The organism is Labilibaculum euxinicum (assembly GCF_009795715.1).
GTDB lineage: Bacteria > Bacteroidota > Bacteroidia > Bacteroidales > Marinifilaceae > Labilibaculum > Labilibaculum euxinus.
Genome location: NZ_WTCR01000014.1, coordinates 59967 through 85396, shown reverse-complemented (window position 1 = coordinate 85396; position 25430 = coordinate 59967). Strand labels below are relative to the sequence as shown.

18 protein-coding genes and 4 tRNA genes are annotated in these 25430 nt (G+C 35.7%); 13 read left to right on the top strand and 9 right to left on the bottom strand.

Features of this window, described 5'->3' with window-relative positions; translation table 11 throughout:
- Positions 1–6: 6 nt before the first annotated feature.
- The 4 genes from GQR60_RS16865 to GQR60_RS16850 form a co-directional block, all read right to left on the bottom strand.
- Entirely contained in the window at positions 7–1404 is a 1398-nt protein-coding gene (locus GQR60_RS16865) for an HD domain-containing protein (protein ID WP_160463507.1), read from the bottom strand.
- Between the two features lie 2 nt (positions 1405–1406).
- Entirely contained in the window at positions 1407–1700 is a 294-nt protein-coding gene (locus GQR60_RS16860; protein ID WP_124994054.1) for a hypothetical protein, read from the bottom strand.
- A 348-nt stretch (positions 1701–2048) separates the two neighbouring features.
- A tRNA-Phe gene (locus GQR60_RS16855) sits at positions 2049–2121 on the bottom strand.
- A 28-nt stretch (positions 2122–2149) separates the two neighbouring features.
- Positions 2150–2222: transfer RNA gene (locus tag GQR60_RS16850), tRNA-Phe, on the bottom strand.
- A gap of 126 nt (positions 2223–2348) precedes the next feature.
- On the opposite strand from GQR60_RS16850, the gene GQR60_RS16845 reads away from it, so the two are divergent.
- Positions 2349–3569 (top strand): M16 family metallopeptidase, encoded by a 1221-nt coding sequence (locus GQR60_RS16845; RefSeq protein WP_124994053.1) that lies wholly within the window; start codon positions 2349–2351, stop codon positions 3567–3569.
- A 2-nt stretch (positions 3570–3571) separates the two neighbouring features.
- On the top strand, positions 3572–4213 hold the full coding sequence (locus GQR60_RS16840; RefSeq protein WP_124994052.1) for an O-methyltransferase: 642 nt from the start codon (positions 3572–3574) through the stop codon (positions 4211–4213).
- A gap of 45 nt (positions 4214–4258) precedes the next feature.
- On the opposite strand, the gene GQR60_RS16835 is transcribed toward GQR60_RS16840, so the two are convergent.
- A complete protein-coding gene (locus GQR60_RS16835) occupies positions 4259–5041 on the bottom strand; it encodes a histidine phosphatase family protein (RefSeq protein WP_124994051.1) in 783 nt (260 codons plus the stop codon).
- 255 nt (positions 5042–5296) lie between these two features.
- Between GQR60_RS16835 and selD the strand changes: the two genes are divergently transcribed.
- From selD to GQR60_RS16815, 4 genes are all read left to right on the top strand, one after another.
- Complete coding sequence (selD, locus tag GQR60_RS16830; RefSeq protein WP_124994050.1) at positions 5297–6337, top strand: selenide, water dikinase SelD; 1041 nt, start codon at positions 5297–5299, stop codon at positions 6335–6337.
- Positions 6338–6343: 6 nt separating this feature from the next.
- Positions 6344–6685 (top strand): sulfurtransferase-like selenium metabolism protein YedF, encoded by a 342-nt coding sequence (gene yedF / locus GQR60_RS16825; protein ID WP_124994049.1) that lies wholly within the window; start codon positions 6344–6346, stop codon positions 6683–6685.
- A gap of 331 nt (positions 6686–7016) precedes the next feature.
- Positions 7017–7295: a hypothetical protein gene (locus GQR60_RS16820; RefSeq protein WP_124994048.1), complete on the top strand. Its 279-nt coding sequence runs from the start codon at positions 7017–7019 to the stop codon at positions 7293–7295.
- A 90-nt stretch (positions 7296–7385) separates the two neighbouring features.
- Positions 7386–9626, top strand: a complete 2241-nt coding sequence (locus tag GQR60_RS16815) for a TonB-dependent receptor domain-containing protein (protein ID WP_124994047.1) — start codon at positions 7386–7388, stop codon at positions 9624–9626.
- A 50-nt stretch (positions 9627–9676) separates the two neighbouring features.
- On the opposite strand, the gene GQR60_RS16810 is transcribed toward GQR60_RS16815, so the two are convergent.
- Entirely contained in the window at positions 9677–11101 is a 1425-nt protein-coding gene (locus GQR60_RS16810) for a bifunctional metallophosphatase/5'-nucleotidase (protein WP_124994046.1), read from the bottom strand.
- A gap of 298 nt (positions 11102–11399) precedes the next feature.
- Between GQR60_RS16810 and GQR60_RS16805 the strand changes: the two genes are divergently transcribed.
- The 5 genes from GQR60_RS16805 (at position 11400) to GQR60_RS16785 (ending at position 19840) form a co-directional block, all read left to right on the top strand.
- Positions 11400–13559: a glycoside hydrolase family 3 N-terminal domain-containing protein gene (locus GQR60_RS16805; RefSeq protein WP_124994045.1), complete on the top strand. Its 2160-nt coding sequence runs from the start codon at positions 11400–11402 to the stop codon at positions 13557–13559.
- A gap of 268 nt (positions 13560–13827) precedes the next feature.
- A complete protein-coding gene (locus GQR60_RS16800; protein ID WP_124994044.1) occupies positions 13828–16212 on the top strand; it encodes an ATP-binding protein in 2385 nt (794 codons plus the stop codon).
- Positions 16213–16926: a hypothetical protein gene (locus tag GQR60_RS16795; protein ID WP_124994043.1), complete on the top strand. Its 714-nt coding sequence runs from the start codon at positions 16213–16215 to the stop codon at positions 16924–16926.
- 5 nt (positions 16927–16931) lie between these two features.
- Positions 16932–18197, top strand: coding sequence for a cation:proton antiporter domain-containing protein (locus GQR60_RS16790; protein ID WP_124994042.1), 1266 nt, complete (start codon positions 16932–16934; stop codon positions 18195–18197).
- Positions 18198–18658: 461 nt separating this feature from the next.
- On the top strand, positions 18659–19840 hold the full coding sequence (locus GQR60_RS16785; RefSeq protein WP_160463506.1) for a PAS domain-containing sensor histidine kinase: 1182 nt from the start codon (positions 18659–18661) through the stop codon (positions 19838–19840).
- Between the two features lie 100 nt (positions 19841–19940).
- Here the strand turns inward: GQR60_RS16785 and GQR60_RS16780 are convergent.
- The 3 genes from GQR60_RS16780 to mutS all read right to left on the bottom strand — a co-directional run bounded on the left by GQR60_RS16780 (position 19941) and on the right by mutS (position 22940).
- Positions 19941–20024, bottom strand: a tRNA-Leu gene (locus GQR60_RS16780).
- A gap of 16 nt (positions 20025–20040) precedes the next feature.
- Positions 20041–20113 (bottom strand) — tRNA-Gly (locus GQR60_RS16775).
- Between the two features lie 211 nt (positions 20114–20324).
- On the bottom strand, positions 20325–22940 hold the full coding sequence (gene mutS, locus GQR60_RS16770; protein ID WP_225441445.1) for a DNA mismatch repair protein MutS: 2616 nt from the start codon (positions 22938–22940) through the stop codon (positions 20325–20327).
- A gap of 274 nt (positions 22941–23214) precedes the next feature.
- On the opposite strand from mutS, the gene GQR60_RS16765 reads away from it, so the two are divergent.
- Together GQR60_RS16765 and GQR60_RS16760 are read left to right on the top strand one after the other, a co-directional pair.
- A complete protein-coding gene (locus GQR60_RS16765) occupies positions 23215–24585 on the top strand; it encodes a saccharopine dehydrogenase C-terminal domain-containing protein (protein ID WP_306598911.1) in 1371 nt (456 codons plus the stop codon).
- Between the two features lie 85 nt (positions 24586–24670).
- Positions 24671–25429, top strand: a complete 759-nt coding sequence (locus tag GQR60_RS16760; RefSeq protein ID WP_124994039.1) for a hypothetical protein — start codon at positions 24671–24673, stop codon at positions 25427–25429.
- The last annotated feature ends 1 nt before the right edge of the window (position 25430 follow it).

Here is a 25430-nt window from a genome sequence, read left to right as displayed (position 1 = left end):
AATAATCTAATTTTTAAAAGATAATATCTTTTGAATTATTTCTTTCTTTCGACCTAAACAATCTTGACTTACATATAAATAAAAAAATCTATTTTGTTCATCTTTTACATTTACCAATTTTGAAGCATCAATTGTTGATCCATCAATAAATATAAAATAATGATTCTGTTTAAATCCTTTAAGTTTAGGTTTAGCCGAAATACAAATATTTGAATTTTCTCCCAGAAACGAATCCAATTCTTTAAGATTTAATTGAGTCTCAATTTCCATCAAATCTTCTGAAGATAAACCTTCAAAAATATTATCAAATTCAATTTGAGTTTTCCATAAAGCCTTATATTTATATGATCTTGATAAATACTCATCAATAACCGACCCATCTTTATGAAACTTCTTTAAACAATAAAAGACATCATCATCAGTTGGTAAAAAAAGATGTGTTCCATTATAACTCTTAGGTTCATAGAAATTATCTATTGAAAAAAGTTCCCTACAAAATTCATTATTAGTTTCCTTATCAATTAAGTCAACAGAATTTGTCAATAAATACTGGTCGTACAAAACCTTATGATGTGAATAAATCCACTTATATAAAAAATTCCTACCCAAACTTATATTTTCTAATACACTAATTGCATGTTTTTTAAATCCAACTATTGGATCTCCAACTTTGTCTAACTTAATCACTAAAGAGCCCAAAAGTCTATCGTAATCAATACTAACATTATTCACCCCTGAAGCCCATGAATCCCTTTGAATATAGTCTAAGCTATCAACATCCAGAGCTGTTCCATTTAAAAGATTAATAAATTTATTGTGAACCTTACACAAAATACTAGGATTGTTACGATAAGTGCAACCCATAATCATTCTTCCAACTAAAAATGGATTCCCTCCACATTTCAATATAGATTCACGATATTTTTCTAACAGAACTAAACAACTAATTTTTTCGTGAGCAGCAGGAGAAGATCGCTTATAATCTCTACTAAAATCCTCATCTTCTTGAAAGTTAACTCTAAGTCGATCATCAATTTCCTCACCTCTATTCAAAACATAATAATGTTCAAAAGTATGAGAAAAGGGAGAATGTCCACAATCATGCATCAAACATGCAATTTCAAATGAAGATTGAATTAAATCCCATTCTTCATCTTTTAAAATATCATTTAAATATTTCGTAGAATTAATTTTGATATTTCGGAAAGCTAATGTTCCCAAATGATAAACACCTAAAGAATGAACAAATCTATCATGATGAGCAGAAGGATACAACGATCTCATACTTGTTTGTTCAACTCGTCGCAATCGTTGAAAAATCCTAGTATCGACAAAATTAATAAGATACTCAGAAGGTATTTTTATATACCCATAAATCGGGTCCCGAACAATTTTAAACTCCAAACCTAAAATACTTTATTTAGTTTCTCTCTTAAAGAAAACTTAATTCGACTCTCTGTTAATTTTAATAATTTTTCAAATGAACGTGTTTGAACAATTACATCATCTTCTTCGATTGAAAAATAATCTGAATAACACATTACAGAAGTTTCAACAGATCTTCTGGACACATCAACAAAAACACCTTCGATTGAAGACTCAATTTTCTTTTTACTTATAATTAAATCTTCAATAGTACATCTTTGCTTTTTCATTAATTCATGAATTAACACATATTCCGATTCAATTATATGGCACATAGTTTAATATTATTAAAGGTTCAAAAAACTAGATCAAAACAAATATTAGGCGTTTAATCAAGGTAATACATTTACTTCTTTTTAACAAAAAAGAGAGTTGTAAAGTACAATTCAAATTCAATAAATCATCACCTCTACTCTATTTTATAATGATTATATTTAACGATGGACTCTAATTGGAACAGATAACCTGCTCAAATTATGATTTCAAATAGCTCATAACAACCCAACACCACAAACACACGAACCACTAACAGACAGCTCCTTATGATAGAAACTGATACCGACACAACCTATTTTGAGTAAATCAAAAAAGAGAGAAAAACGCAATGTTTTTCTCTCTTTTCGTGGTACCACCTGGAATCGAACCAGGGACACATGGATTTTCAGTCCATTGCTCTACCAACTGAGCTATGGTACCCTATTGGTGTACTCAAAGAAAAAGGATGTGGTACCACCTGGAATCGAACCAGGGACACATGGATTTTCAGTCCATTGCTCTACCAACTGAGCTATGGTACCCTCTTTACTTGAGCGATGCAAAAGTACGCAAAAAAATAAAATCACCAAATAAAATCAATAAAATTAGAGAGGAATTTTAAAGGAATCTAAACTTCTTATTACCTTTGCGACCTAATAAAAAAATATATGGTATTCGAAACTCACACATTATCAAATGGTATACGACTAATTCACCATGCCGTGAACGCAAATGTTGCACACTGCGGAATTATTTTAAATACCGGTTCTCGTGATGAAAAAGAGGAGGAATGGGGAATTGCTCACTACATAGAGCATGTTGTGTTTAAAGGTACAACTAAACGGAAAGCATACCATATTCTTAGTAGAATGGAAGATGTAGGCGGAGAATTAAACGCATACACAACCAAGGAGGAAACCTGTATTTACACTACTTTTCTGGACAAAGACTACAAAAGAGCTTTAGAACTAATCAGCGATATCACTTTCAATTCTGTTTTCCCTGAAAAGGAATTAGAGAAAGAAAAAGAAGTTATTCTGGATGAAATCAATTCGTATAAGGATTCTCCTTCGGAATTGATCTTTGATGATTTTGAGGAACTAATTTTCAAAAATGATCCGATTGGCCGGAATATTTTGGGAACTCCAAAACATGTTAAAAAGTTCAAACGTGATGATATATTGAATTTCATTAAGAACAATTACCACACAGATCAAATGGTAATAAGTTCGGTGGGGAACATTAAATTCAGCAAATTGGTAAAAATGGTAGAGAAATACTTTGGGCATATACCTGAGAATATTCGCACGACCAAGAGAAAAAAGCCAAATTCGTATGAAGCCCGCACACAAACCATGATAAAGAAAACTTATCAGAGACATTGTGTGATTGGAAATATAGCCTACGACTTAAATGATGAAAAACGAATTTCCTTATCGTTACTCACCAATATTTTAGGTGGCCCGGGCATGAATTCACGTTTGAATTTAACCCTTCGGGAACGACACGGATTGGCCTATAATATTGAAGCAAATTACACGCCTTATGCAGATACAGGTGTTTTCAGCATCTACTTTGGTACCGACAAAGGCAATTTGGATAAGTGTCTTAGTTTAATCAACAAAGAGATGGACTTACTTTGCACTCATAAACTTGGCTCCGGACAATTAAAACGAGCTAAAAATCAGATGATTGGTCAGATTGCTATTTCTTCGGAAAACAATGAAAACCTAATGCTCAACATTGCGAAAAGCTTTTTATTATACAATCGAATTGACTCATTGGAGGAATTGTATCAAAAGGTGGAGAGCATTACAGCGGATGAATTGCTTGAAGTTGCCAACGAAATTCTAAATAAAGATCTATTAACCACTTTGATGTACAAATAAGCATGATAGAAGTTAATAAAGAACTTGAAGATTATATACTGAAGCATACTGAAGCAGAAGATTTGGTATTGAAGGATCTTACCCGTGAAACTCACGTTAAAATGTTGCGCCCAAGAATGCTGTCGGGGCATCTTCAGGGAAAATTCTTAAAGATGACTTGCCAGATGATTCAACCACTGCGCATTTTAGAGATTGGAACCTATACAGGATATTCGGCAATAAGCATGGCTATGGGAACCAGTGAAGATTGTATCATTCACACCATTGACTGCAACGACGAACTGGAACAATTTACCCGTAAATACATTAAGCGATCGGGATTTGAAAATCGTATTCAATTTCATATTGGAGATGCACTTGAGATGATTCCAAAGCTGGAAGAAAATTTCGATCTCATTTTTATTGATGCCGATAAACGACAATACATCGAATATTTTGAGGCTGTATTTCCGAAGCTAAATAAAGGCGGTTTTATTTTGGCCGATGATGTTTTATGGGATGGAAAAGTTGTAGAAGAAATCGAAAACAACGACAAACAAACTCAGGGTATAATAAATTTCAATCATTTTATTCAGGAAGATTCCAGAGTCGAGAACCTGATTCTTCCCATACGTCACGGATTAATGATGATCAGGAAAAAGTAATTCAGTGATCAGTCATCAAAGCAGGCATATTTACTCAAACCTCATCTAATCATTTATATCAACAGTTTTAACAAGGATGGTAGCACCAAGATTAACATGCCCTTGCTTTTGAATCAGCTTCCATCCTTTCTTCTCCAATTCTTTGGCAATTGCACCATTCAGCATGCCATGGGCAACTAAAACGGCGGTTTCCTCATCATAAGCAACTTTAATTAAATTTTCAGATGCTTGTCTGGCCCGAAGTTTTGCTTCTTTATGGCTCTCGATGCCCCGATGATTAAAACCCAGCATCCAACTGCCCCGACTAAAAGCCTGCCAAATTCCCAATGGCATTTTCAAAAAGCTACTCGCCGATATCATTCTGATTTCAAATTCCCGAAATATAGAATCAGAAACGACCGGAAATTTATCTCCAAAAATTTTTAATGCCGTTTCCTGCGCACGAGGTAAACTGGAGCAATAAATAATATGATTAGGCCGTAAATTGACTGCCACTAACGAAGAATCGAAAGGAATAATTGGTACAGAATTGTAATCAAGTACATACTGTTTAGCCTCATCAGCCGAATAAAACCAATTCTTTTTCACATTGGGCTTTGCATGACGAATTAAATAAATTTGAAACATCCGTTTCCCCTGCGTCTCCAAGTCAGACTGAAGTGTCGAATCAACCTCAGAAATGCAGGTAAACGTCTCACATTTAGTTTTGGAAATCTGATCAAATGATTTTTTCTCCTTCTGCAAATTACATGGAGCAGAACAAGCCGAAAGAAAAAATGCCAGAATAGCTATTGAAAAAGATTTTAAACTATTTTTAATCGTTATCAAGTTTCTAATTTTATATTGAGACAAAACCAAAATTAACAATTATTAATTGATCAGGAAGAAATCCAATTAGGAAAACTCTTTAAACCTCCGTATTCTCTGTGGTTAGATTTTTTCTGTCCACTCAATACCACCTCATCTAAACACAAATACTACATTTTCAAAATATACCACATTCTAACAATAAAGCATCTTGTTTACCAATAATGAAGCATAAAAAGTAATATCTTTGCACCGTTTATTAGATTCAAAAACAATATGGAAACAAAAAAATTAACCCAATTTAGTCCTGGAGCAGGCTGTGGTTGTAAAATATCTCCTAAAGATCTGGAGTGCATTCTAAAAAGCAGTACTCCTGCCATTCCCAATCCAAAAATGTTGGTGGGTAACGATACAAAGGATGATGCTGCGGTTTACGATTTGGGAAATGGACAAGCTTTAATCAGCACTACCGATTTCTTCACTCCTATTGTTGATGATCCATACGATTTTGGTCGAATTGCAGCAACAAATGCCATCAGTGATATCTACGCCATGGGCGGAAAACCAATTATGGCTTTGGCAATTTTGGCCTGGCCTTTGGAAAAATTATCTACTGATATTGCTCAAAAAGTAGTGGAAGGTGCACGGGATGTTTGCGCTGATGCTGGAATTCAATTGGCCGGCGGTCATTCCATCGATATAGGCGATCCTGTTTTTGGTCTTTCGGTAAACGGACTTGTTGCTGCCGATCGGGTAAAGAAAAACAACACTGCAACTCCAAACTGCACGCTTTTCCTTACAAAACCATTGGGTATTGGAGTACTAACCACTGCCGAAAAAAAGAAATTAATAGCACACGAAAACAATAAAATTGTTGTTGATTTAATGTGCACTCTAAATAAGGCTGGAATCGTTTTTGGTGAGCAAACCTATATCAAATCGATGACTGATGTTACCGGTTTTGGTTTATTGGGTCATTTGGGTGAAATCTGCGAAGGCAGTAATGTAAATGCTGAAATTGATTATACTGCCGTTCCAAAAATTGAGGGTGTAGAAGAATTAATTAAACAAGGATGTACTCCTGGCGGAACCAGAAGAAACTGGGCTTCGTACGGACATTTAATTGGAGCGATTAGCGAAGATCAGAAATCACTGCTTTGCGATCCGCAGACAAGCGGCGGACTTTTGGTAGCAGTAGACGATAATCACATCAACGAGTTTGTTGCTCTGGCCAAAAGCGAAGGCTTTGATCTAAATCCGATTGGGAAAATGATTGAGCGTACAAATACAGATGAACCTTATATCAGCGTTAAATAAAATAATATGCAGCGAAATACATTAATTCAGGTTACTCAGAACGGAATGGGAACCGGCAGCGAAGAATTGGGTTTGAAACTAATTACCAACTATTTTAAACTTCTGGATGCTGATGGGCGAACACCTAAAATCATTGTTTTTTACAACGCAGGAGTAAAATTAATTTGTGAAAACTCTCCTGCTTTGGAATCTTTACAAAATCTAAACAAAAAAGGAGTACAGCTTCTTGCCTGCAAAACCTGTTTGGATTATTTTAATTTATCTGATCAAATAAAAGTAGGAACCGTTGGAAGTATGCCTGATATTATCACCCTTCAGGCTGATGCCGATAAGGTAATCAATCTATAAACGGATTTCAAAAGAAAATAAAGAAGCTCATCTGAACCACAGATGAGCTTTTTTAATTTTCGGCTTCCAGAACTCTCCCATAAGATATCTTTTTGTTTAGGTATATTATTACTTCTTCTCTGATTTTCTATCCATAACAACTACATATTACATAAAGCTTTGTATATTTAATACACAATTGTCTTTATTTATGTTCCTGAATAGAATCTTTGCCTACCTACTCCTTTTAACTTTCTCATTTCAAAGTTTTGAAGTGGTATTAATCACTGTGAACTTCAAAATAAATCAGGATTTTTTTGCGTCAATCTGCACCAATAAAGACAAACCTGAAATGAAGTGTAACGGAAAATGTCATCTAAAAAAACAAATTCAGGAACACGAAAAGGAAGAGTCTTCGAAGGATAAACAGATCACCGAAAAAGAATATCAATTATTCATTCAAAGCATAAGTATACTCAAGAATGAACCCGCAGTTCTTGCTTCTGCAAAACAATTAGCTTACATAGAGCCATTGCATCCCACTCAACATTCCTTTGATATTTTTCATCCTCCAAGAATCAAATTTTGGCCAATTAATTATTATCAATCACAAATTGATAATTCACTGTAAATCTTACTTTATTGGGAGGCTTGCATTGGTTTTACACGATCAAAGCGGGCTAATCATGTCAAGTAATTCCATTACTTAAAACACTCAGGAATGAAAAATATTCTAATCATTTGTCTCCTATTCATTGGGATACAAGCGCATTCACAACAAACTATAATACTGAAAGATACTGAAACCGGAGAGCCAATCCAGTATGCCCATTACCTATACCAAAACCAAAAAGGCACGAGCTCCCTTAGCGGAGATATTTCAATCAAATTTATCCCTGAAGAAATGCTTCATATTTCTCATGTAAACTACGGCAAACTTGAAATATCAGGCGACAGACTGCAGGAAGCAATTAAAAACGGAGTATTAACTCTCACCCAATCATACATTTCTTTGCTGCCAACAACTGTAATTGCAAGAGCAAACAGCTCTGCTAAAAGTGATATCATGAAAGTCCGCATCAGCGATAAACTATCGCACGACGCAGGTGATTTTTTGAGTCAGAGTGCCATGATTGGAGGCATCCGAAAAAGCGGAAGTTATGGTTTCGATCCTGTTCTTCGCGGCTTTAAATACGATCAGTTAAACCTGGTTATGGACAATGGGATGAGCGCAACTGCTGCTTGTCCAAACCGAATGGATCCTCCCGCAAGTCAAATTCCGATGAGCATGGTCGATCGGGTAGAAATTGTAAAAGGCCCGCATTCACTGCGATATGGAAATGCTTTTGGCGGCAGTATTCATTTTAAATCAGCACCTGCAAGTTTTAGCGAAACCACAAAAGCATTTGGCAGGGCAAGCGGCAGTTACGAAAGCAACGGAAATATCTTCCGCACAGAAGCCATGGCCGGAGCAAAAGGGAAATTCTATAACTTTGGCATTTACGGAGCCTACAGCGAAGGTGATGATTACGAAGATGGAAACGGCAACAAAACACCTTCCGGATTTAACCGGCGCAACATTGGAATGAGCAGCGTCTTTAAATTATCCGGTTCTCAGAGCATCAAGCTGTCGGCAAATAACAACTTTGCCAAGGATGTAGATTTTCCTGCTCTGAATATGGATTTGCGGGAAGATGATACCTGGTTGCTAAATCTTTCTCACAAAATCAACTTTAAGAACTCGAACTTTAGCTCTTTATCCACTTCATTTTACGGCTCTTTTGTTGATCACAGCATGGACAACCTGACAAAAGATTTGAATCCGAGAACGGTGAATGCAATCACTTTGGCAAAAACCAAAAACTATGGTGGCCGATCGGAGGCAAGGTTTCAGTTTAAGAACAGTTCTCTTTTTTCCGGTATCGACTACAAAGCGGAAGAAGCAGAGGGAACTCGTACCCGCGAAATGCTGATGGGGCCGAAAAGCGGGACAACCTTCTTCGATAATCTTTGGCAGGACAGTAAAATTTCCAAATTTTCATTGTTTGGAGAATATCATTTTGCATTGCAAGAGGTCTATTTTGTTGCCTCTACCCGTTTGGAACACAACAGTGCCAAGAGTAGAGAAATAACCACTGAATTTATAAATGCCAACTCAAAAAATCCATCTGACAAACTAAATGTTTCGGCAAGTTTTGGTGCCACTCACGATTTCTCGAAACAGATTAGAATGGGATTGTGGCTGGGAAGAGCCGAACGCAGCGGAAGCTTAACCGAACGCTTCATCAACTATTTAGCAGTTGATGTTGACCCGTACGAAAGAATTGGAAACGCAAAGCTGAAATCGGAGGTAAACTACCAGTTAGACTATAATTTTACCTGGAAAACTGATCAATCAGAATTGGACATCACCCTTTTTGCATCCATGTTAAGAGATTACATCAGTGCAGAAATCAGACCTGATTTATCGCCGAGACTAGCCACTGCTCCCGGTGTAAAACAATATTACAACATCGATAAAGCAGTTATGCGTGGCTTTGAATTTTCCTGGTATCAGAAAATCACATCTTCCATTTATCACAAGGTAAATGTTGCCTATACTTATGGAAAGAATATGGATTTCAATCAGCCCTTGCCTGAAATTCCTCCTCTTGATATCAGATATGCATTGGGAGCTTCCTTTTGCAGGAATAAGTTTCATCCGGAAATAATGATCCGACATGCTTTAAAGCAAAATAGAATATCAAATAATTACGGCGAAAGCAAAACACCTGCTTTTACTATAGCTGATATTAAAGCATCTTACGATTTTTCCGATAAAATCAAATTAATTGGTGGTGTAAGAAATCTTTTTGACGAAGCTTACTACGAGCATTTAAACAGGTCGGTAAAAGGCAGCAACAAGGCAATTTATGCTCCCGGGCGTAGTTTTTATCTGACTCTGGCAATTAGTTTGATGTAATTAATCAAATGTACCGATTGAATTATATATGTGATTCTTTCGGTATATTTTTACTCTCCCAATAGCACAATCCGTCCTTCCAAAACCGGTTTTACAAGCTTTAATTTTTTACAATATGCTTTTAGCACTTCAAAATCCTCAATTGCCTTGGGATTCAATTCATCAACCAAAACTTCAAACTCTCCGGTTAATTTACCCAAACTGTAATTGTTCAATGAAACCGTCAATAATTCCTCATCATCCAACTCTTTCCCGTCCCTCTCAACAATTATCTCATTATCGGCCGGTGAATATTTGTAACTAATTCCTGAAACCTGAAGCAACTGACCATTTTTATCTGCAGCATTCTCTTTTAAAAACTGTTTCAACACCTTCCCTTTAATCAGTATTTGACAAATTCTATTTCCAAAAGGCAGCAGCGAGCGAACAGATTTTAAAGTAAAATCTCCCACAGGTACATCAGCTCTTATTCCACCACCATTAATAATTCCCACATTGGAACTGTGCCATTCCCTAAATGCATCAGCAATTAAATTTCCGGCAAGGCTTTCGCCGGTAATCCCATCTTTAAAACGAAGAGGAACTTCTAACCGACCAATCTTTTCGGACAACTGCAATTCCATATCCTTTTTGTAATACAGCTCCATATCTCTCATATACTTCTCGGAAGTCACATCACTAGTTAAAGGAATAATTTCAACGAACGGTTTTTTATTCTTTTCCAGGCTCAATTTAGCAACTGAACTCATGTTTCCGGCAGTAGCAACAATCGGAACACTGCCTTTGTAAAAAATATTGCTTTCGTGCTCAAACTGCTCCTCAGTTAAAATCAAATCAATTTCAGGAAACTGCTCCAACAATTTCCGATTGGTTTCCAAATCTGTTTGGGTTATGAGTACCAAAAAATCAACATTCCCCATTTCAGGCTGAAGCTTAGAAACAGAAACAAATAAATTTTCCTGAACCACCAAATCATCATGAATACTTGTATTCATAGCATCGGTCAGGCCAATAAATCCAATTCGTAAACCGCCAATCTTTTTCACTAAAAAAGCAGGTAAATTCCCAAACACACCACCATCTCTGTTTTTAAGATTGGAACTAAACCACTGCGATTTGGATTTGGATAAAAGCTGAATGGTATGTTGTGCACCAAAATCAAATTCATGCTGTCCGAAATTGCAGATATCAACGGGAATCTCATTAAAAGCTTCAATCATTGGTTCGCCTCTGTACATTCCTCCAAACAGAACACCACCACACAAATCACCTCCATGAATTACCAAAGTGTTTGGATTAACCGTTCGTACCTCATCAACAATAGTTTTTAAGCGGGCAACACCACCTCGTCCTCCGTCAACATCATCTACCGGAAAAATTTGGTGAGCATCTGTAAAATACAGTAAGTCTACCTTTTGTGCATTCACACTTAGATTAAAAACAAAAAAAATAAGGAATGATATATTTCGGAACATCGGGAAAAATTTTTATTCAACCGAAAAGTAATAATAAATGCCTGTCTATTCAAATACAGCCTAGATATCAATCACTAAAATAATGTTAATTTCATTTTTGATCTTATCTCTAAAATGCTATCAATACGATAACTCTTTCATTCTTTCCATTTGAAAGTCATCATAAAAAGTATTAAAAAAATTTAAAAACCGAACTTGGAATTCTTATATTGCATAGCGTTTGCCATGAATAATAACGATTTGAAACGCATGAAATGTCCATTAGTAACAGTGCCTAAACAATTAAAATTTAAGTATTATGTATTCATATAAAAAACCCATCATACTATTTACCCTGTACTTCCTAATTATTCCTTACAATACATGGGCACAAAACGAAAAATTTAGAGATTGCTCTTTTTCCATCGAAGAAAGAGCCAATGACTTGATAAACAAACTTACTCTGGAGGAAAAAATATCTTTACTCGGTTTCAACTCTCCAGCCGTTGAACGCCTGCAAATACCTGCTTACAATTGGTGGAACGAGGGATTACACGGAGTTGCGAGAGCTGGAGAAGCAACCGTTTTTCCTCAGGCGATTGGTTTAGCTGCGACTTTTGATCCATTACTGGCTCAATCTGTTGCTGATGCTATTTCTACCGAAGCTCGTGCCAAGTATAATCTGGCTACAGCCAAAAACAGACGATTGCAGTATTTAGGAGTCAATTTTTGGACTCCAAACATCAATATTTTCCGCGATCCCAGATGGGGAAGAGGTCAGGAAACATACGGTGAAGATCCCTTTTTAACAGGAAAAATGGGAACCGCTTTTGTGAAAGGCCTGCAGGGCGATGATTCGGATCATTATAAAATTGCTGCCTGCGCCAAACATTTTGCTGCGCATAGTGGTCCTGAAGCAATCAGGCATACATTTAATGCAATTGTAGACGAAAAAGATTTAAGAGAAACCTACCTTCCGGCATTTAAAACTTTGGTGGACAATGGTGTTTCAGGCATTATGTGCGGATATAACCGCTTGAATGACGAGCCTTGCTGCACAAGCGAAAAACTTCTGGAAAATATACTTACAAAAGAATGGGGCTTTAAAGGGCAAATAACTACAGATTGCTGGGCATTGGAAGATATTTGGCTGCGACATAAAAGCATTCCTACCAGCGTTGAAGTAGCAGCAGAAGCAATTAAAAAAGGAGTGAATATGGACTGCTCCAACTTACTTCAAGACGATGCACTTGAAGCAATAAAAAAAGGATTAATCAGCAAAGCTGACATTGATAAATCAATTTATCCTACAATCATCACTCAACTTAAATTGGGTTTATATGATGATCCCGGGAATTCGCCCTATGCAAATTTTGGTCTGGATAGTATAAACAATTCCTATCACACACAGCTGGCACTTAAGGCTGCAGAAAAGAGCATGGTACTTCTTAAAAACAATGGTGTTTTGCCTTTAAGTAAAGATAAAATTGGCTCCATAATGGTAGCCGGTGAAAACGCTGCTAACATCAGTACTTTGGTTGGCAACTACCATGGCATGTCGGGCAATATGGTAACCTTTGCCGAAGGTATTGCAAAAAAAGCGGGACCGGAAACAGCAGTACAATATGATTTTGGTTGCAGTTATGCAGATACCACCCGCTTTGGTGGAATTTGGGCAGCAGAAAATTCTGATGCCACGATACTCGTTCTTGGACTTACTCCCTTGTTTGAAGGTGAAGACGGTGATGCTTTTCTATCTAAAAACAGCGGAGACAAAGCTGATTTAAGCATTCCTTACTCCCATCTGGTTTATCTGAAAAAAATGAGAAAATCTCATAACAAACCAATTGTTGTTGTTTTAACAAGTGGGAGTGCTGTTGATGTTCAGGCAGTAGAACCATATGCAGATGCAATCATCCTTTCATGGTATCCGGGAGAGCAAGGCGGCAACGCATTAGCAAATATTATTTACGGAGATATCTCCCCATCGGGAAAATTACCTCTGACCTTCTATAAATCTATCGATGATGTGCCTCCATTCACCGATTACAGTATGAAAAACAGAACCTATCGTTATTTTAACGGTGAGGTAGCTTATCCTTTTGGATTTGGGTTAAGCTATACTCATTTTAATTATCGCTGGGCTCAAAAACCTTCTAACCAATACAAAAAGAATGAGCAGATATCGCTTCAAATTGATGTGATAAACACGGGAAATTGGGATGCGGATGATGTTGTTCAAGTGTATGTTGAATTCCCTAAAATGGAGCGAATGCCAATTAAAGAACTAAAAAACTTTAAGAGAGTCTCTTTACAGGCAAATACCTCAAAAACAATAAGCCTGAGCATTGATATTAATGACCTCAAAAAATGGGATTTACAACATGAACAATGGCTGCTGTACAAAGGAGATTATAAAATACTCATCGCAAAAAATGCAGCCGAAACAGTTCTGGAACACACATTCACAATAAAATAAATACAGGTACTGGTTTTATACACAAAACATTTCATAAAATAATACAAGAAACTAGTCTTCTAAATGGGAAATACACCTATTTAAGACTCCTTATACTCCCGGTTAATTTAATCAAAATCTCATTTTGACAGTATCGTTGATTTGATAACTCTCTCTTTCAGCTTATTTATTAAATCATCATAAAAAGTATTTTTAATTTTAAAAATCCTGAACTTGGAATTCTTATATTGCATAGGGTTTGCTATGAATTAATAAAGATTTAAAACACATGAAGTCTGATAAAGAGAAAGATATAACAACCAAAAACCTGAGCGTTTTAGAGGTTTTAAATAAACATTTAGAGGACTATCTGAACCTATTGGAACAAAGCCTGACAACAGAAGGCCTTTCTCTGCTTATTCTAAAAGAATTTATAGAAGTAAGCAATTTCTTTATTTCTATTGGTGATCAGGAATACAACAAAGCACAAACCGATAAAAATCCGGATTTTAAAAAAATATATATTCTGAATTATCTTTTGCCGGAGTCGTTTAAAAATACGATGCTGATACATCGAGATGTATTGTTACAGCTTCAAATTTCAAAAAATAAAAAACAAGAATCTCTGGTCGATGATCAGACTGTTCAGCATCACTTAAAAGAATCCAAAGCAATTTTAGAAAAAGCAATCAACTCCTTTGCTCAGAAAATTAGCGCAGAACTAAATCCGGCTCAACAAACCGATAAAAAAAGAAAGAAACATATTTCCAAAACCAAACACCAGCAAAATCCATGGGAAGTTTACAAAAATCAATTTCTAACGGTGCAAAATCAAGCCAAAGAAATTGAGAAATCAACTCATACTTTATCCAATATCATTCTTGTTTTTAAAGATATTAAAAATCATACCCAAAACATTTGCACAACGCTTATCAGTGAACTTGAAAATTCTAAACAAACCATAAGTAAAGTGTTGGATTCTGTTCAGAATTTGGATGAAATTGTTAAAACTGCAGACACCATTTCACTAATTGAAGATATTCTGGATGATTTAGAGGTAACAAATACAGAACAAGAAACCTATGCCTTTGATATTGAATTAAAAATTGCTTCGCTCGAAGAAAACAGCATTCCTGTTGCAAGTGAAGATGGTTTATTACTCATTAAAAAAATAGACTTTAATAAATCGGCTAAAAAGTGGCTGAACTATATGCTGCTTCCCGATATGATCGAGCTGTGGCAAAACAGGACAAATCTGCTTGCTTTTTATAAACACAGTTTAATAAATTTAAAGAGCAGTTTAACTTTACTAAAAAACAACAACACACTTGAAACACTGCCTTCTCAGGTTCAAAGCATACAAAACTTACTGCGCTCGGCCAATACAAATGAAAATTTGCAGAGGAAGATAATTGGTTTGGTACAAGAAAAATTTAGTGCCGAATTCTTAGTCTCAAATATTTATCAAACAGAAGATTTTCTAAGAGTTTCTTTGCAATCATCAATAACTCAACTCACATCTTCAAAAAACAAATTCTTACTTGAAGTAGAAAAAAAATTTAAAAATATCCTTTCCTTTTTTAGCAGAACATACGAAATCAGTACCGCTGATAATCCGTTTATGAAATTAGAGGCATCGTCAAAATGCATTGAATACAGAACATTTAAAGCATCTAACGTTCATTACGATACTCTTTTTTTAAATAAGAATTTTATTGGAGATTTATTTTTCGTTCCGCGCGAAACCGAAAAACAAAAACTACAGGAAACCTTAAGTCTATGGAAAAAAGGACACAACAAAGCGGTACTTGTTGTAGGAAATAGTTTAAGCGGGAAATCTACTTTTATTGAAAGTGCGGCGAAAGATCATTTTGACAAACAAAGTATTTTTCTCGAAATTGACAGTACTATTTCCGTTGAAGGAAGAAAATTTACAACCACCAAAAACCTTGCAGAGGCTCTTCAGCATATTAAGAAACACACCTATAATTTCCATCCTTTATTGGTAATTGATAATCTGGAACTTTGGAGAGACAAAAATCACAGTTTATTGGATAATGTACGAGCCGCCATAGAATTCGTAGAATCGGAATCCGATCAGGTTTTCGTTATCATGACTACTTCAAATGCCATGCAGTCTCATTTGGATAAAAGACTTCCTTTTTCCAATTCGTTCAGCTCTGTTATTGATGTTAACAAAGCAAAAACTGACGAAATACACAAAGCCATATTATTGCGGCATGGTGCCTCGCACCGAAGTTTAGTGACGGAAAAAGGACTTCCCCTACTCAATAAACAACTGGAGCTTTACGTACAAAAGTTGTGTAAAAATTACGACAATAATATGGGTGAAGTATTGCAGGCATGGACCTATGCAATTACTACTGCGGATGATCATAAAGTAATTTTTGAAGAAAAGGAGTATGATTTTGAAGACTTTTTCACTCCCGAAGAAATTATTATTCTTAAATATGTATTATTATACAAACACATTAACGAAATTGTATTGAAAAACCTTTTGGGCAATCGATACAGCATCTCCTATAAATCAGGATTAAAACGTTTAACAAACACCAAAGTATTTCTTCGAAACACAGAGGGAAATCTTGTTTTAAACCAAGTATTGTACCACAATATTCGCGAAATTCTAAAATACAGAGGAACACTCAACTAAATGGAAAATATCGAAACATTATACACCTGGAGCGGTTTACTAGGCCTGCTTGTACTGCTGGCAGTCTGTTATTGGATACTAAAGCTGCTAACATACATTGGAGAGCGATTTGCTAAAAAAAACGTAACCAACAAAAAAATAATAAGCTTTTTAAAAAAAGGCATGTTGTTTTACAAACCTATTGCAATATCCTTTTTACTACTCGATTTTATATCTATCAATTACATTACACACAGTATTCTGTTGGTTTTTATAAGTCTTTTTGGTTTCTACTATATCAAAAACTTTGTGAGCGGAATTTTTTTCAGGGCAAACCCTCTGGTGAGCAAAGACGCATTTATCACAATTGGGGATTTTAAGGGAGAAGTTAAGAGTCTGCAATCCTTCGGATTAATCATTAATGCCGAATATGGAGAACGATTTATTAATTACACCGAAATTGAAAATTTAGGATTTGCGATCTACTCAAATGTGAATACCAAATTACGACAAACACTTTACCTGCGTACACAATTAACAAAAGAACAGGTTTTAAATCTGATTTTTGACAATCCAATTTTAGATTTCGGACAAAAACCTACCATAAAGAACAGTGAAATTCCTCAGGTATTTAAATTTCAGTACACACTCGAAAATGGTGCTGCCACAGAAGATTTAACTGCCTTTTTACATGAAATACAGATTGAAACAAGTGTAACAAACAATTTTAAGTAACAACTATGGAAATCATTTCATCCTATAATTTGATTATTGAAGTATCCATAATCATCATTTTATCTTTTTTATTCAATGGATTGTCCAGAAAAACAAATATCCCTGCAGTACTGATGCTCATCGTACTGGGGGTTGGGTTGCAATATATTTTAAAATATTTCAATGCAGAAGCATTAAATTTCTTTCCTATTCTTGAAGTTTTGGGAATTGTTGGATTAATTATGATTGTGCTGGAAGCGGCTCTTGAACTGGAACTGAAAAGAGAGAAATTAGTTCCCATCCTAAAATCATTTACTGTTGCCTTAACCGGCCTTATTTTGTCAACTTGGGCCGTTGTATTGATTCTCTACAATTTCATTCCCGGAATGACCATGGAATCGGCCTGGCTTTACGCAACCCCATTGTCCATACTATCCAGTGCCATTATCATACCAAGCGTATCAGGTTTAAATGCAGGCAAAAAAGAATTTCATATCTACGAAAGTACTTTTTCGGATATAATGGGCATTATGATGTTCTATTTTTTAACCGGAAAATTAAATCCCGCCGAAGATAGCGGAGTAACAGGTTTTGCAGGAAACATTCTGCTCACCATCATTATCTCCCTGATAGCCAGTTATGCAATTATTTTAATTTTTCAACGCATAAAAAGCAAGGTAAAACTCTTTTTACTGATAGCCGTACTGTTACTACTATATGCACTGGGCAAAAAAATGCACCTTTCTTCGCTTATTATTATCCTGATATTTGGATTAGTGATTGCGAACATGAAACTTTTTTTCAAAGGAAAACTCTCAAAATTAATTGATTTCGAAAAAGCACATCATATCTACAATGAGTTGCATACAATCACAGCAGAAACAGCCTTTGTTGTACGAACCTTTTTCTTTGTAATTTTCGGACTTTCGATTGCCATTTCTTCCTTACTGAGTTTAAACGTAACAATAGTAAGCTTTCTGATTTTGATTTCAATTTATACGATACGATACGTTATTCTGCGCATTTTTGCAGGAAAAGATATACTGCCGCAATTATTTGTAGCTCCTCGTGGCTTAATCACCGTACTTTTATTTTACAGCATACCTTCCGAAGCACAAATTGAAGATTTTGAGCCGGGAATATTGCTTTGTGTAATCATTGGAACCAGTTTAATTATGACTTTCGCAATGATTTACGACAAGTACCGAAACACAATGGCCATAAATATAGCCTTAGACAGAAAAGTAGAAAGCGTAAAATGGAAAGCACCAAGCATTGATGATGTAAAATAAGTAAATACCTCTTGAGCAGAAAAAATAAAAATGAATTTCATGGTGTTTATTTAGGAATTGGGCGCAATTAAAAATAAAATATGGTCGGAGGAACAATATTTTTAATAGTCTGGGTATTAATTACGACTTATTATCCTAATGGCTGTAATCAATTCGGAGGAAAAACTACCTATATCAAAAACTATTGCAATTAAACTGAACACACTGCCCTAAACAGACTGATACTATGGGATGGAATATAGTATAGTTAAATTACCTAAAACGGAATTGGAGAATAGAAATTGTCGATCTCCTTATATTCTTAGTTGAATATTGAGATAAAATAAAAAGCATCACATAGATTTCTACAGATTAGTTAAAAACTACACCATATAAAAATTATTTTACGATAACATACTTATTTTACAGCAATGAAAATCAACTTGATAAATAAGAATTTATTTGTAAATTAGATTATGGCAATGATTTTTAACTCCCTTAAGAAGATCTTATCTAAACCGTTGGGTGAGATTTTTTCCGTATCCCGGATTCTAAAAAATAGAAACTGGGAAAATAATAGTCTTTATTTGGATTTGGTGAAAAACTCATTGGTGGGTTTGTATCAAACAACACCAGGAGGGCAAATCATCTATGCAAATCGAGCAATTTTAAAAATGTTGAAGTATGACTCATTGGAAGATTTAGTTAAAAAAAACCTGTCAAAGGGATGTTATGCAGACAATAATAAGAGAGAAGTTTTCAAGAAAATACTGGAAGAAAAAGGTGAAATAATTAATTTTCAATCTGAATGGTACACAAAAGACGGTGATATTATTTATGTAAAAGAAGGAGCTCGTGTTGTAAGGGATGTTAATGGAAAAATCATTAGGTACGATGGTTATATTGATAATATTACAAATTTTAAACTTACCCAAATGAGTTTAATTAAGGCTACACAAGAAGCTGAAGAGGCCAGCAAATTAAAATCGTCTTTTTTAACAAATATGAGTCATGAAATCCGAACACCAATGAATAGTATTCTTGGGTTTTCAGAAATACTTGAAGATTCTGTTTTATCAAAAGAAGATCATCTGAGATATATTGATGCTATTCAGCAAAGTTCTATTAGAATGTTAAATACAATAGATGAGCTTATTCAAATGTCAAAGTTAGATGCTGATTGTTTGGATATTTATATTGAAGATATTAATGTTAAGAATGTAATTGAGGACATGTATGTTCTGTATAAACCTGAAGCTGATGCTAAAGGCATCGAATTTTCATATAAAAATAATCATAAGGCAAAAGAAATAATTATTTTCTCGGATAAAGAAAAAATAACAGTAATACTTAGTAAGTTGATTTCAAATGCTATTAAATATACAAACCAGGGAAGTGTAGAATTTGGATTTAATTTTAAAACCAAAACGAACGAGATTCAATTTTATATTAAAGACACAGGTATTGGTATTTCTTCGGAGAACCAAGAACTTATTTTTGAGCATTTTTACCGTATTGATAATGGAAGAGAAATAATTTATGAAGGAGCTGGCTTAGGCTTAACTATTGTTAAAGAATACGCCAAAATACTTGGCGGTAAAATAAGGGTCGAATCAGTAGAAGGAAAAGGATCTCAGTTTTACTTTGTTTTACCAATCCACTAATTATTTCGACTTGATCCAAATTTAATACCGCTGCATTCCCCCATTCGTTCCCCCAAAAAACAAACCCCCTGTAAACATTGCTGTTTACAGGGGGTTCTTGTACCCGGGGCGGGACTTGAACCCGCACGGCCGTGAAGCCACTGGATTTTAAGTCCAGCGTGTCTACCAATTCCACCACCTGGGCATCCTTTCGGATTTTGAGCGAGAAACGAGACTCGAACTCGCGACCCCAACCTTGGCAAGGTTGTGCTCTACCAACTGAGCTATTCTCGCATTGTGCTTTTAAAAATGAACCGTTGTTCTCTCAATTGCGATGCAAATATATGCGTATTTTTTGATTCTGCAAAGGAAAAAAAACTTTTGACTCATTTTTTTTCAATCATCATAAAAGACATTACAAGGATCCTGAATCTGACTCCTTGAAATTCAGGCACTACACATCAAAAGCCTTTGTATATGGGACACTCACATTTTTTATCTTTTTTTACAATCCGGATATCTTTTTTATCTCATTCAACTTATTTAGAGCCTCAATTGGTGTCAGATTATTAATATCCAGATCCGAAATTTCGTTTCTAATTTGCAGAAGTACCGGATCGTCGAGTTGAAAAAAGCTCATTTGATAACCTTCCCGCTGTTGAGCGATCTCACCTACAGGTTTGGCGAGCGATTCTCCATTTTGTTTTCCTTCCAGCTGAAGTAATATTTCATCAGCTCGTTTCACAACGGATTTGGGCATTCCGGCCATACGTGCCACATGAATACCAAAGCTGTGATTGGATCCTCCGGAAACTAACTTTCTCAGGAAAATAACCTTATTGTTGACTTCTTTCACCGAAACATTGAAATTCTTCACTCGGGAGAATGATTTCTCCATCTCGTTAAGCTCATGGTAGTGCGTTGCAAATAATGTTTTGGCTCTGCTGTTACTATTCTCGTGAATGTATTCCACAATCGACCAGGCGATAGAAATCCCGTCATAAGTGCTTGTACCCCGTCCCAATTCATCAAACAAAATCAAACTCCTTGATGAAAGGTTGTTAAGAATACTGGCAGCTTCATTCATTTCCACCATAAAAGTAGATTCACCCAATGAAATGTTATCCGAAGCACCCACACGGGTGAAAATCTTATCAACACAACCAATATTTGCTTCCTTAGCCGGCACAAAACTCCCAATTTGCGCCATTAAAACAATTAGTGCAGTTTGTCGGAGCAAAGCCGACTTACCCGCCATATTTGGCCCTGTAATAATAATTACCTGTTGCGATTCATTGTCCAGATAAACATCATTGGCAATGTATTTTTCGTCGATTGGCAGTTGCTTTTCAATAACAGGATGTCTTCCCTGCTTGATATCAATTACCTGAGAATCGTTAATGCCCGGACAATTGTAATGGTTCTCTTTTGCCAGTTTCGCAAAAGACAGCAAACAATCCAATCGCGCTATCATGGCCGCGTTTAACTGAATGGTAGAAATATAATCTGCAATACCCAGAACCAGTTCGTTATACAAACGGGTTTCCAAAGCCAGTATTTTTTCTTCGGCTCCCAATATTTTCTCTTCGTAATCCTTTAATTCCTGAGTAATGTAGCGCTCAGCACTAACTAAAGTTTGCTTTCTGATCCATTCTTCAGGAACCTTGTCTTTGTGAGTATTTCTTACCTCAATATAGTATCCAAACACATTATTAAACGCAATTTTAAGAGAGGTAATACCTGTTCTTTCAATCTCACGCATCTGCATTTGCAGTAAATAATCTTTACCCGAGAACGATATCTTCCTTAAATCATCCAGTTCTTCACAAACCCCATCAGCAATTACACCGCCTTTGCTAACCATGTTTGGCGGATCAGCATGAATTTCCTTTTCAATCTTTTCCCGAACCGAAGCACAAGGATTTAACTGATCCCCTATTTTTAGTAAGCCATCATTACCACTACTCAAACAATAGTTTCGGATAGGTTCAATGGCAATCAGGGCATTTTTTAGCTGAACAATTTCCCGCGGACTGACTCTGCCCACAGCAACCTTGGAAATAATCCGTTCCAAATCTCCGATTTGCTGTATTTCATCCCCTATAGAATGAGAAACCTTTTCATTCCCGAAAAAATGATTCACAACACTCAGGCGATCATTAATACTCGCCGAATCCTTTAAGGGAAGAGCAATCCACCTTTTTAAAAGACGTGCTCCCATTGGCGATAAGGTTTTATCCATTACACCCGAAAGTGTACTTGCTCCATCGTTTAAGGCTCCAAACAGCTCTAAATTCCGAACTGTAAATTTATCCAGCCACACGTATTTGTCTTCCTCTATCCGCGAAAGCTGAGTTACATGAGCTGCCTGACTGTGTTTTGTGATATCCAGATAATGCAAAACGGCACCCGAGGCAATGATTCCATTGCGTAGAGTCTGAACGCCGAAGCCTTTCAACGAACTTGTCTCAAAATGACGAAGCAACCTGTCCTTAGCCGCACTTTCGGTAAAAACCCAGTCATCCATGGTGAAAGTATAAAACTTACCACCAAATAATTCATGAAAGATTTTCTCTTTACCTCTCTGATACAAAACCTCTTTTGGCTGAAAATTGCCCAATAATTTATCGATATACTCAAAACTTCCTTCGGCAGTTAAAAACTCACCTGTTGAGGCATCTAAAAATGCGATCCCGGCTGAATTTTTTTCCATATGAATACATGCAAGAAAATTATTCTCCCGATGCTCCAAAACGTTGTCATTATAGGATACCCCTGGAGTTACCAATTCAACAATGCCACGTTTAACCAACGTTTTGGTTTTCTTCGGATCTTCCAATTGCTCACATATAGCCACACGCATGCCTGCCCGAACCAATTTAGGCAGATAAGTATCTATAGAATGATGTGGAAATCCCGCCAGCTCAACATAGGATGCCGATCCGTTAGCACGCTTAGTCAGGGTAATGCCCAAAATTTCAGAAGTGCGAATTGCATCATCAGAAAATGTTTCGTAAAAGTCACCAACCCGAAACAGCAAAATAGCATCAGGATGTTTATCCTTCATCTGATAATACTGCTTCATTAATGGGGTTTCAACGGCTTTTCTAGCTTGTACCAAGGAGTTAATATATTTAGAGGTTACGCAATTTTTTATCTTTCCCGAACAAATATAATCATTCCGATTTAGAGATCAGAAAATAAAAATCATAACAAATCTCATAAATTTTTGTGCTGACATTTTCTTAATTTACATATAAAAAAAATCTACACCTTTAAATCAGGCGTTTGAAAGTAACAATCCATTTAGCATCTTAAATTTAGGATTCACATTCCAAAAATCCCTTTATAAAAAACAATCAACTATTTATCGTTTTTTAGCCACTTTATTATAAATTTATGAGACGCAGAACACACTAACTAACGACACTCACATGAAAAATATTCTAATTATTGGCGCAGGTCTTTCATCAACCAGCTTAATACAATATTTATTAGAGCATTCGGAAAAAAATAATTGGAAAATTACTGTTGGCGATATGTCGTTAGAGTCTGCCCAAAAGAAAATTAACAACCATCCCAACGGAACAGCACTTCGGTTTAATTTAAAAGATTTAGAACAAAGGGCTGAAGAAATTTCGACGGCAGACATTGTTGTGAGTATGGTTCCGGCCTCTATGCACATTATTGTTGCGAAAGAGTGCTTGCGCCATAGAAAACACATGCTGACGCCATCATATGTTTCCTCTGAAATGATGGAATTGGATGAAGAAGCCAAAGAAAAAGGGCTTTGTTTTTTGAATGAACTCGGTGTTGATCCAGGATTGGATCACATGTCGGCCATGAAAATTATCGATCAGATAAAGGAACGTGGTGGAAAAATTAAAACTTTCAAATCCTTTTGCGGTGGCCTGGTCGCTCCCGATTGCGACAACAATCCCTGGAATTATAAATTTTCATGGAATCCAAGAAATGTAGTTGTTGCGGGACAAGGAACAGCACAGTTTAAAGAAAATAACCATTACAAATACATTCCCTATCACAAATTATTTTCTACTCTTACCAAAACTCAAATTACAGGTTATGGCGATTTTGAAGTTTATCCAAACAGAGATTCGCTGCAATATTGTGAATTATACGGACTGAATAACATTCCAACCATTATGCGGGGAACCATGCGAAGACCTGGTTATTCGGAGGCATGGAACGTTCTGGTACAATTGGGCTGCACCGACGATACGTATATAATGAAGGACTCTCACAAGTTAACTTATCTCGATTATTTATTGAGTTTTCTGCCCGATAGTGAAAAATCCACTGAGGAAAACTTAGCCGATTTTACACACATCGATGTTAACTCTTTAATAATGACAAAACTAAAATGGCTTGGATTGTTTTCTGATGAAGTTGTTGCTTTAAAAAATGCCACTCCAGCCATGATTCTTCAGAAAATTTTGGAACAAAAATGGGCTCTAGAACCTACCGACAGAGATTTGCTGGTTATGCAGCATCTGTTTGATTTTGAAATCAACGGAGAAAGGAAACGAATTACTTCTTCAATGACTTATGAAGGAACCGACCGCGAACACACCGCCATGTCGTATACTGTTGGAACTCCTTTAGCGATAGCAACAAAACTATTGGCCAAAGATAAAATTCATTTGAAAGGAGTTCATATCCCAACCTTACCTGAACTTTACAAACCAATTCTTACTGAACTTGAAAATTTGGGCATAAAATTTATTGAAGAAGAAACTGTTTTGTAAGCACTTCAGCATAATTAATTGCGTTTTTCACCTAAGATCATTCTCTTTTTTATATTTTTGATCTGCATTAATTATACGAAAATACATGTCCCGAATAGTTCAATTTACTTTTTTAGTGAGTCTTTTCACTCTTAATTCCTGTGCAGTAAAAAATCAAATATCAACCTATTGGCAAAATGAGAGAAATTTCAATTCCGAAATATATTCAACAACAGAGGCAAACTATTACAATGCCGAAGACCAAATAAGTGTTAAGGTTTTCAACAACGATAAATTTATCGATATTATTCTTGAGACAAATTCAACAAATACACTTAGGAAAATATACAATCTTGGACTTAGTATTTGGATCGATCCAGAAGCAAAACTTCAAAACAATTTTGCCATTAACTTTCCAATGCCGGCTGAATTTCCTTTTACAGAAGAAAAATTTGAAAATTATTTATCCCGTTTTTCACTAACAGAATTAAATGAGGAATTTTGGGATCGTTTCCAACTTTTCGAGGTTGTTAACGCAAAAAAAAATGAAAGTCTTTCTATAAGTACTCTGCAGGAAGACGATACCTATCAGGTAAAGCTAAGTTCGAAAAACGAAGTTCTATTTAGTTATCACCTTCGAATAGCAATGAGTGAATTTTACTCCAAAAACCTGTCGGGCAATGAAATAATAGGCATTGGAGTTGCAAGTATTAATGAAGCAAATGAGGAATATTATTCCGCTTTAAGCAGTAAAGAATACATTAATAAACGCATGGAAAAATTAAAAGCCGGCACCAATCAAAACCCTTATGAACTCGCGGAATGGTGGGTAAAATTTAAACTATCAACGGAGTCGGAACAGTAGC

Coding starts and splice junctions, on each gene's coding strand:
- GQR60_RS16760 (WP_124994039.1), top strand. CDS start 24,671: ATGTCCCGAATAGTTCAATTTACTTTTTTAGTGAGTCTTTTCACTCTT.
- GQR60_RS16815 (WP_124994047.1), top strand. CDS start 7,386: ATGAAAAATATTCTAATCATTTGTCTCCTATTCATTGGGATACAAGCG.
- GQR60_RS16840 (WP_124994052.1), top strand. CDS start 3,572: ATGATAGAAGTTAATAAAGAACTTGAAGATTATATACTGAAGCATACT.
- yedF (WP_124994049.1), top strand. CDS start 6,344: ATGCAGCGAAATACATTAATTCAGGTTACTCAGAACGGAATGGGAACC.
- GQR60_RS16790 (WP_124994042.1), top strand. CDS start 16,932: ATGGAAATCATTTCATCCTATAATTTGATTATTGAAGTATCCATAATC.
- GQR60_RS16810 (WP_124994046.1), bottom strand. CDS start 11,101: ATGTTCCGAAATATATCATTCCTTATTTTTTTTGTTTTTAATCTAAGT.
- GQR60_RS16845 (WP_124994053.1), top strand. CDS start 2,349: ATGGTATTCGAAACTCACACATTATCAAATGGTATACGACTAATTCAC.
- GQR60_RS16785 (WP_160463506.1), top strand. CDS start 18,659: ATGATTTTTAACTCCCTTAAGAAGATCTTATCTAAACCGTTGGGTGAG.
- GQR60_RS16795 (WP_124994043.1), top strand. CDS start 16,213: ATGGAAAATATCGAAACATTATACACCTGGAGCGGTTTACTAGGCCTG.
- GQR60_RS16805 (WP_124994045.1), top strand. CDS start 11,400: ATGTATTCATATAAAAAACCCATCATACTATTTACCCTGTACTTCCTA.
- GQR60_RS16860 (WP_124994054.1), bottom strand. CDS start 1,700: ATGTGCCATATAATTGAATCGGAATATGTGTTAATTCATGAATTAATG.
- GQR60_RS16820 (WP_124994048.1), top strand. CDS start 7,017: ATGAAGTGTAACGGAAAATGTCATCTAAAAAAACAAATTCAGGAACAC.
- selD (WP_124994050.1), top strand. CDS start 5,297: ATGGAAACAAAAAAATTAACCCAATTTAGTCCTGGAGCAGGCTGTGGT.
- GQR60_RS16800 (WP_124994044.1), top strand. CDS start 13,828: ATGAAGTCTGATAAAGAGAAAGATATAACAACCAAAAACCTGAGCGTT.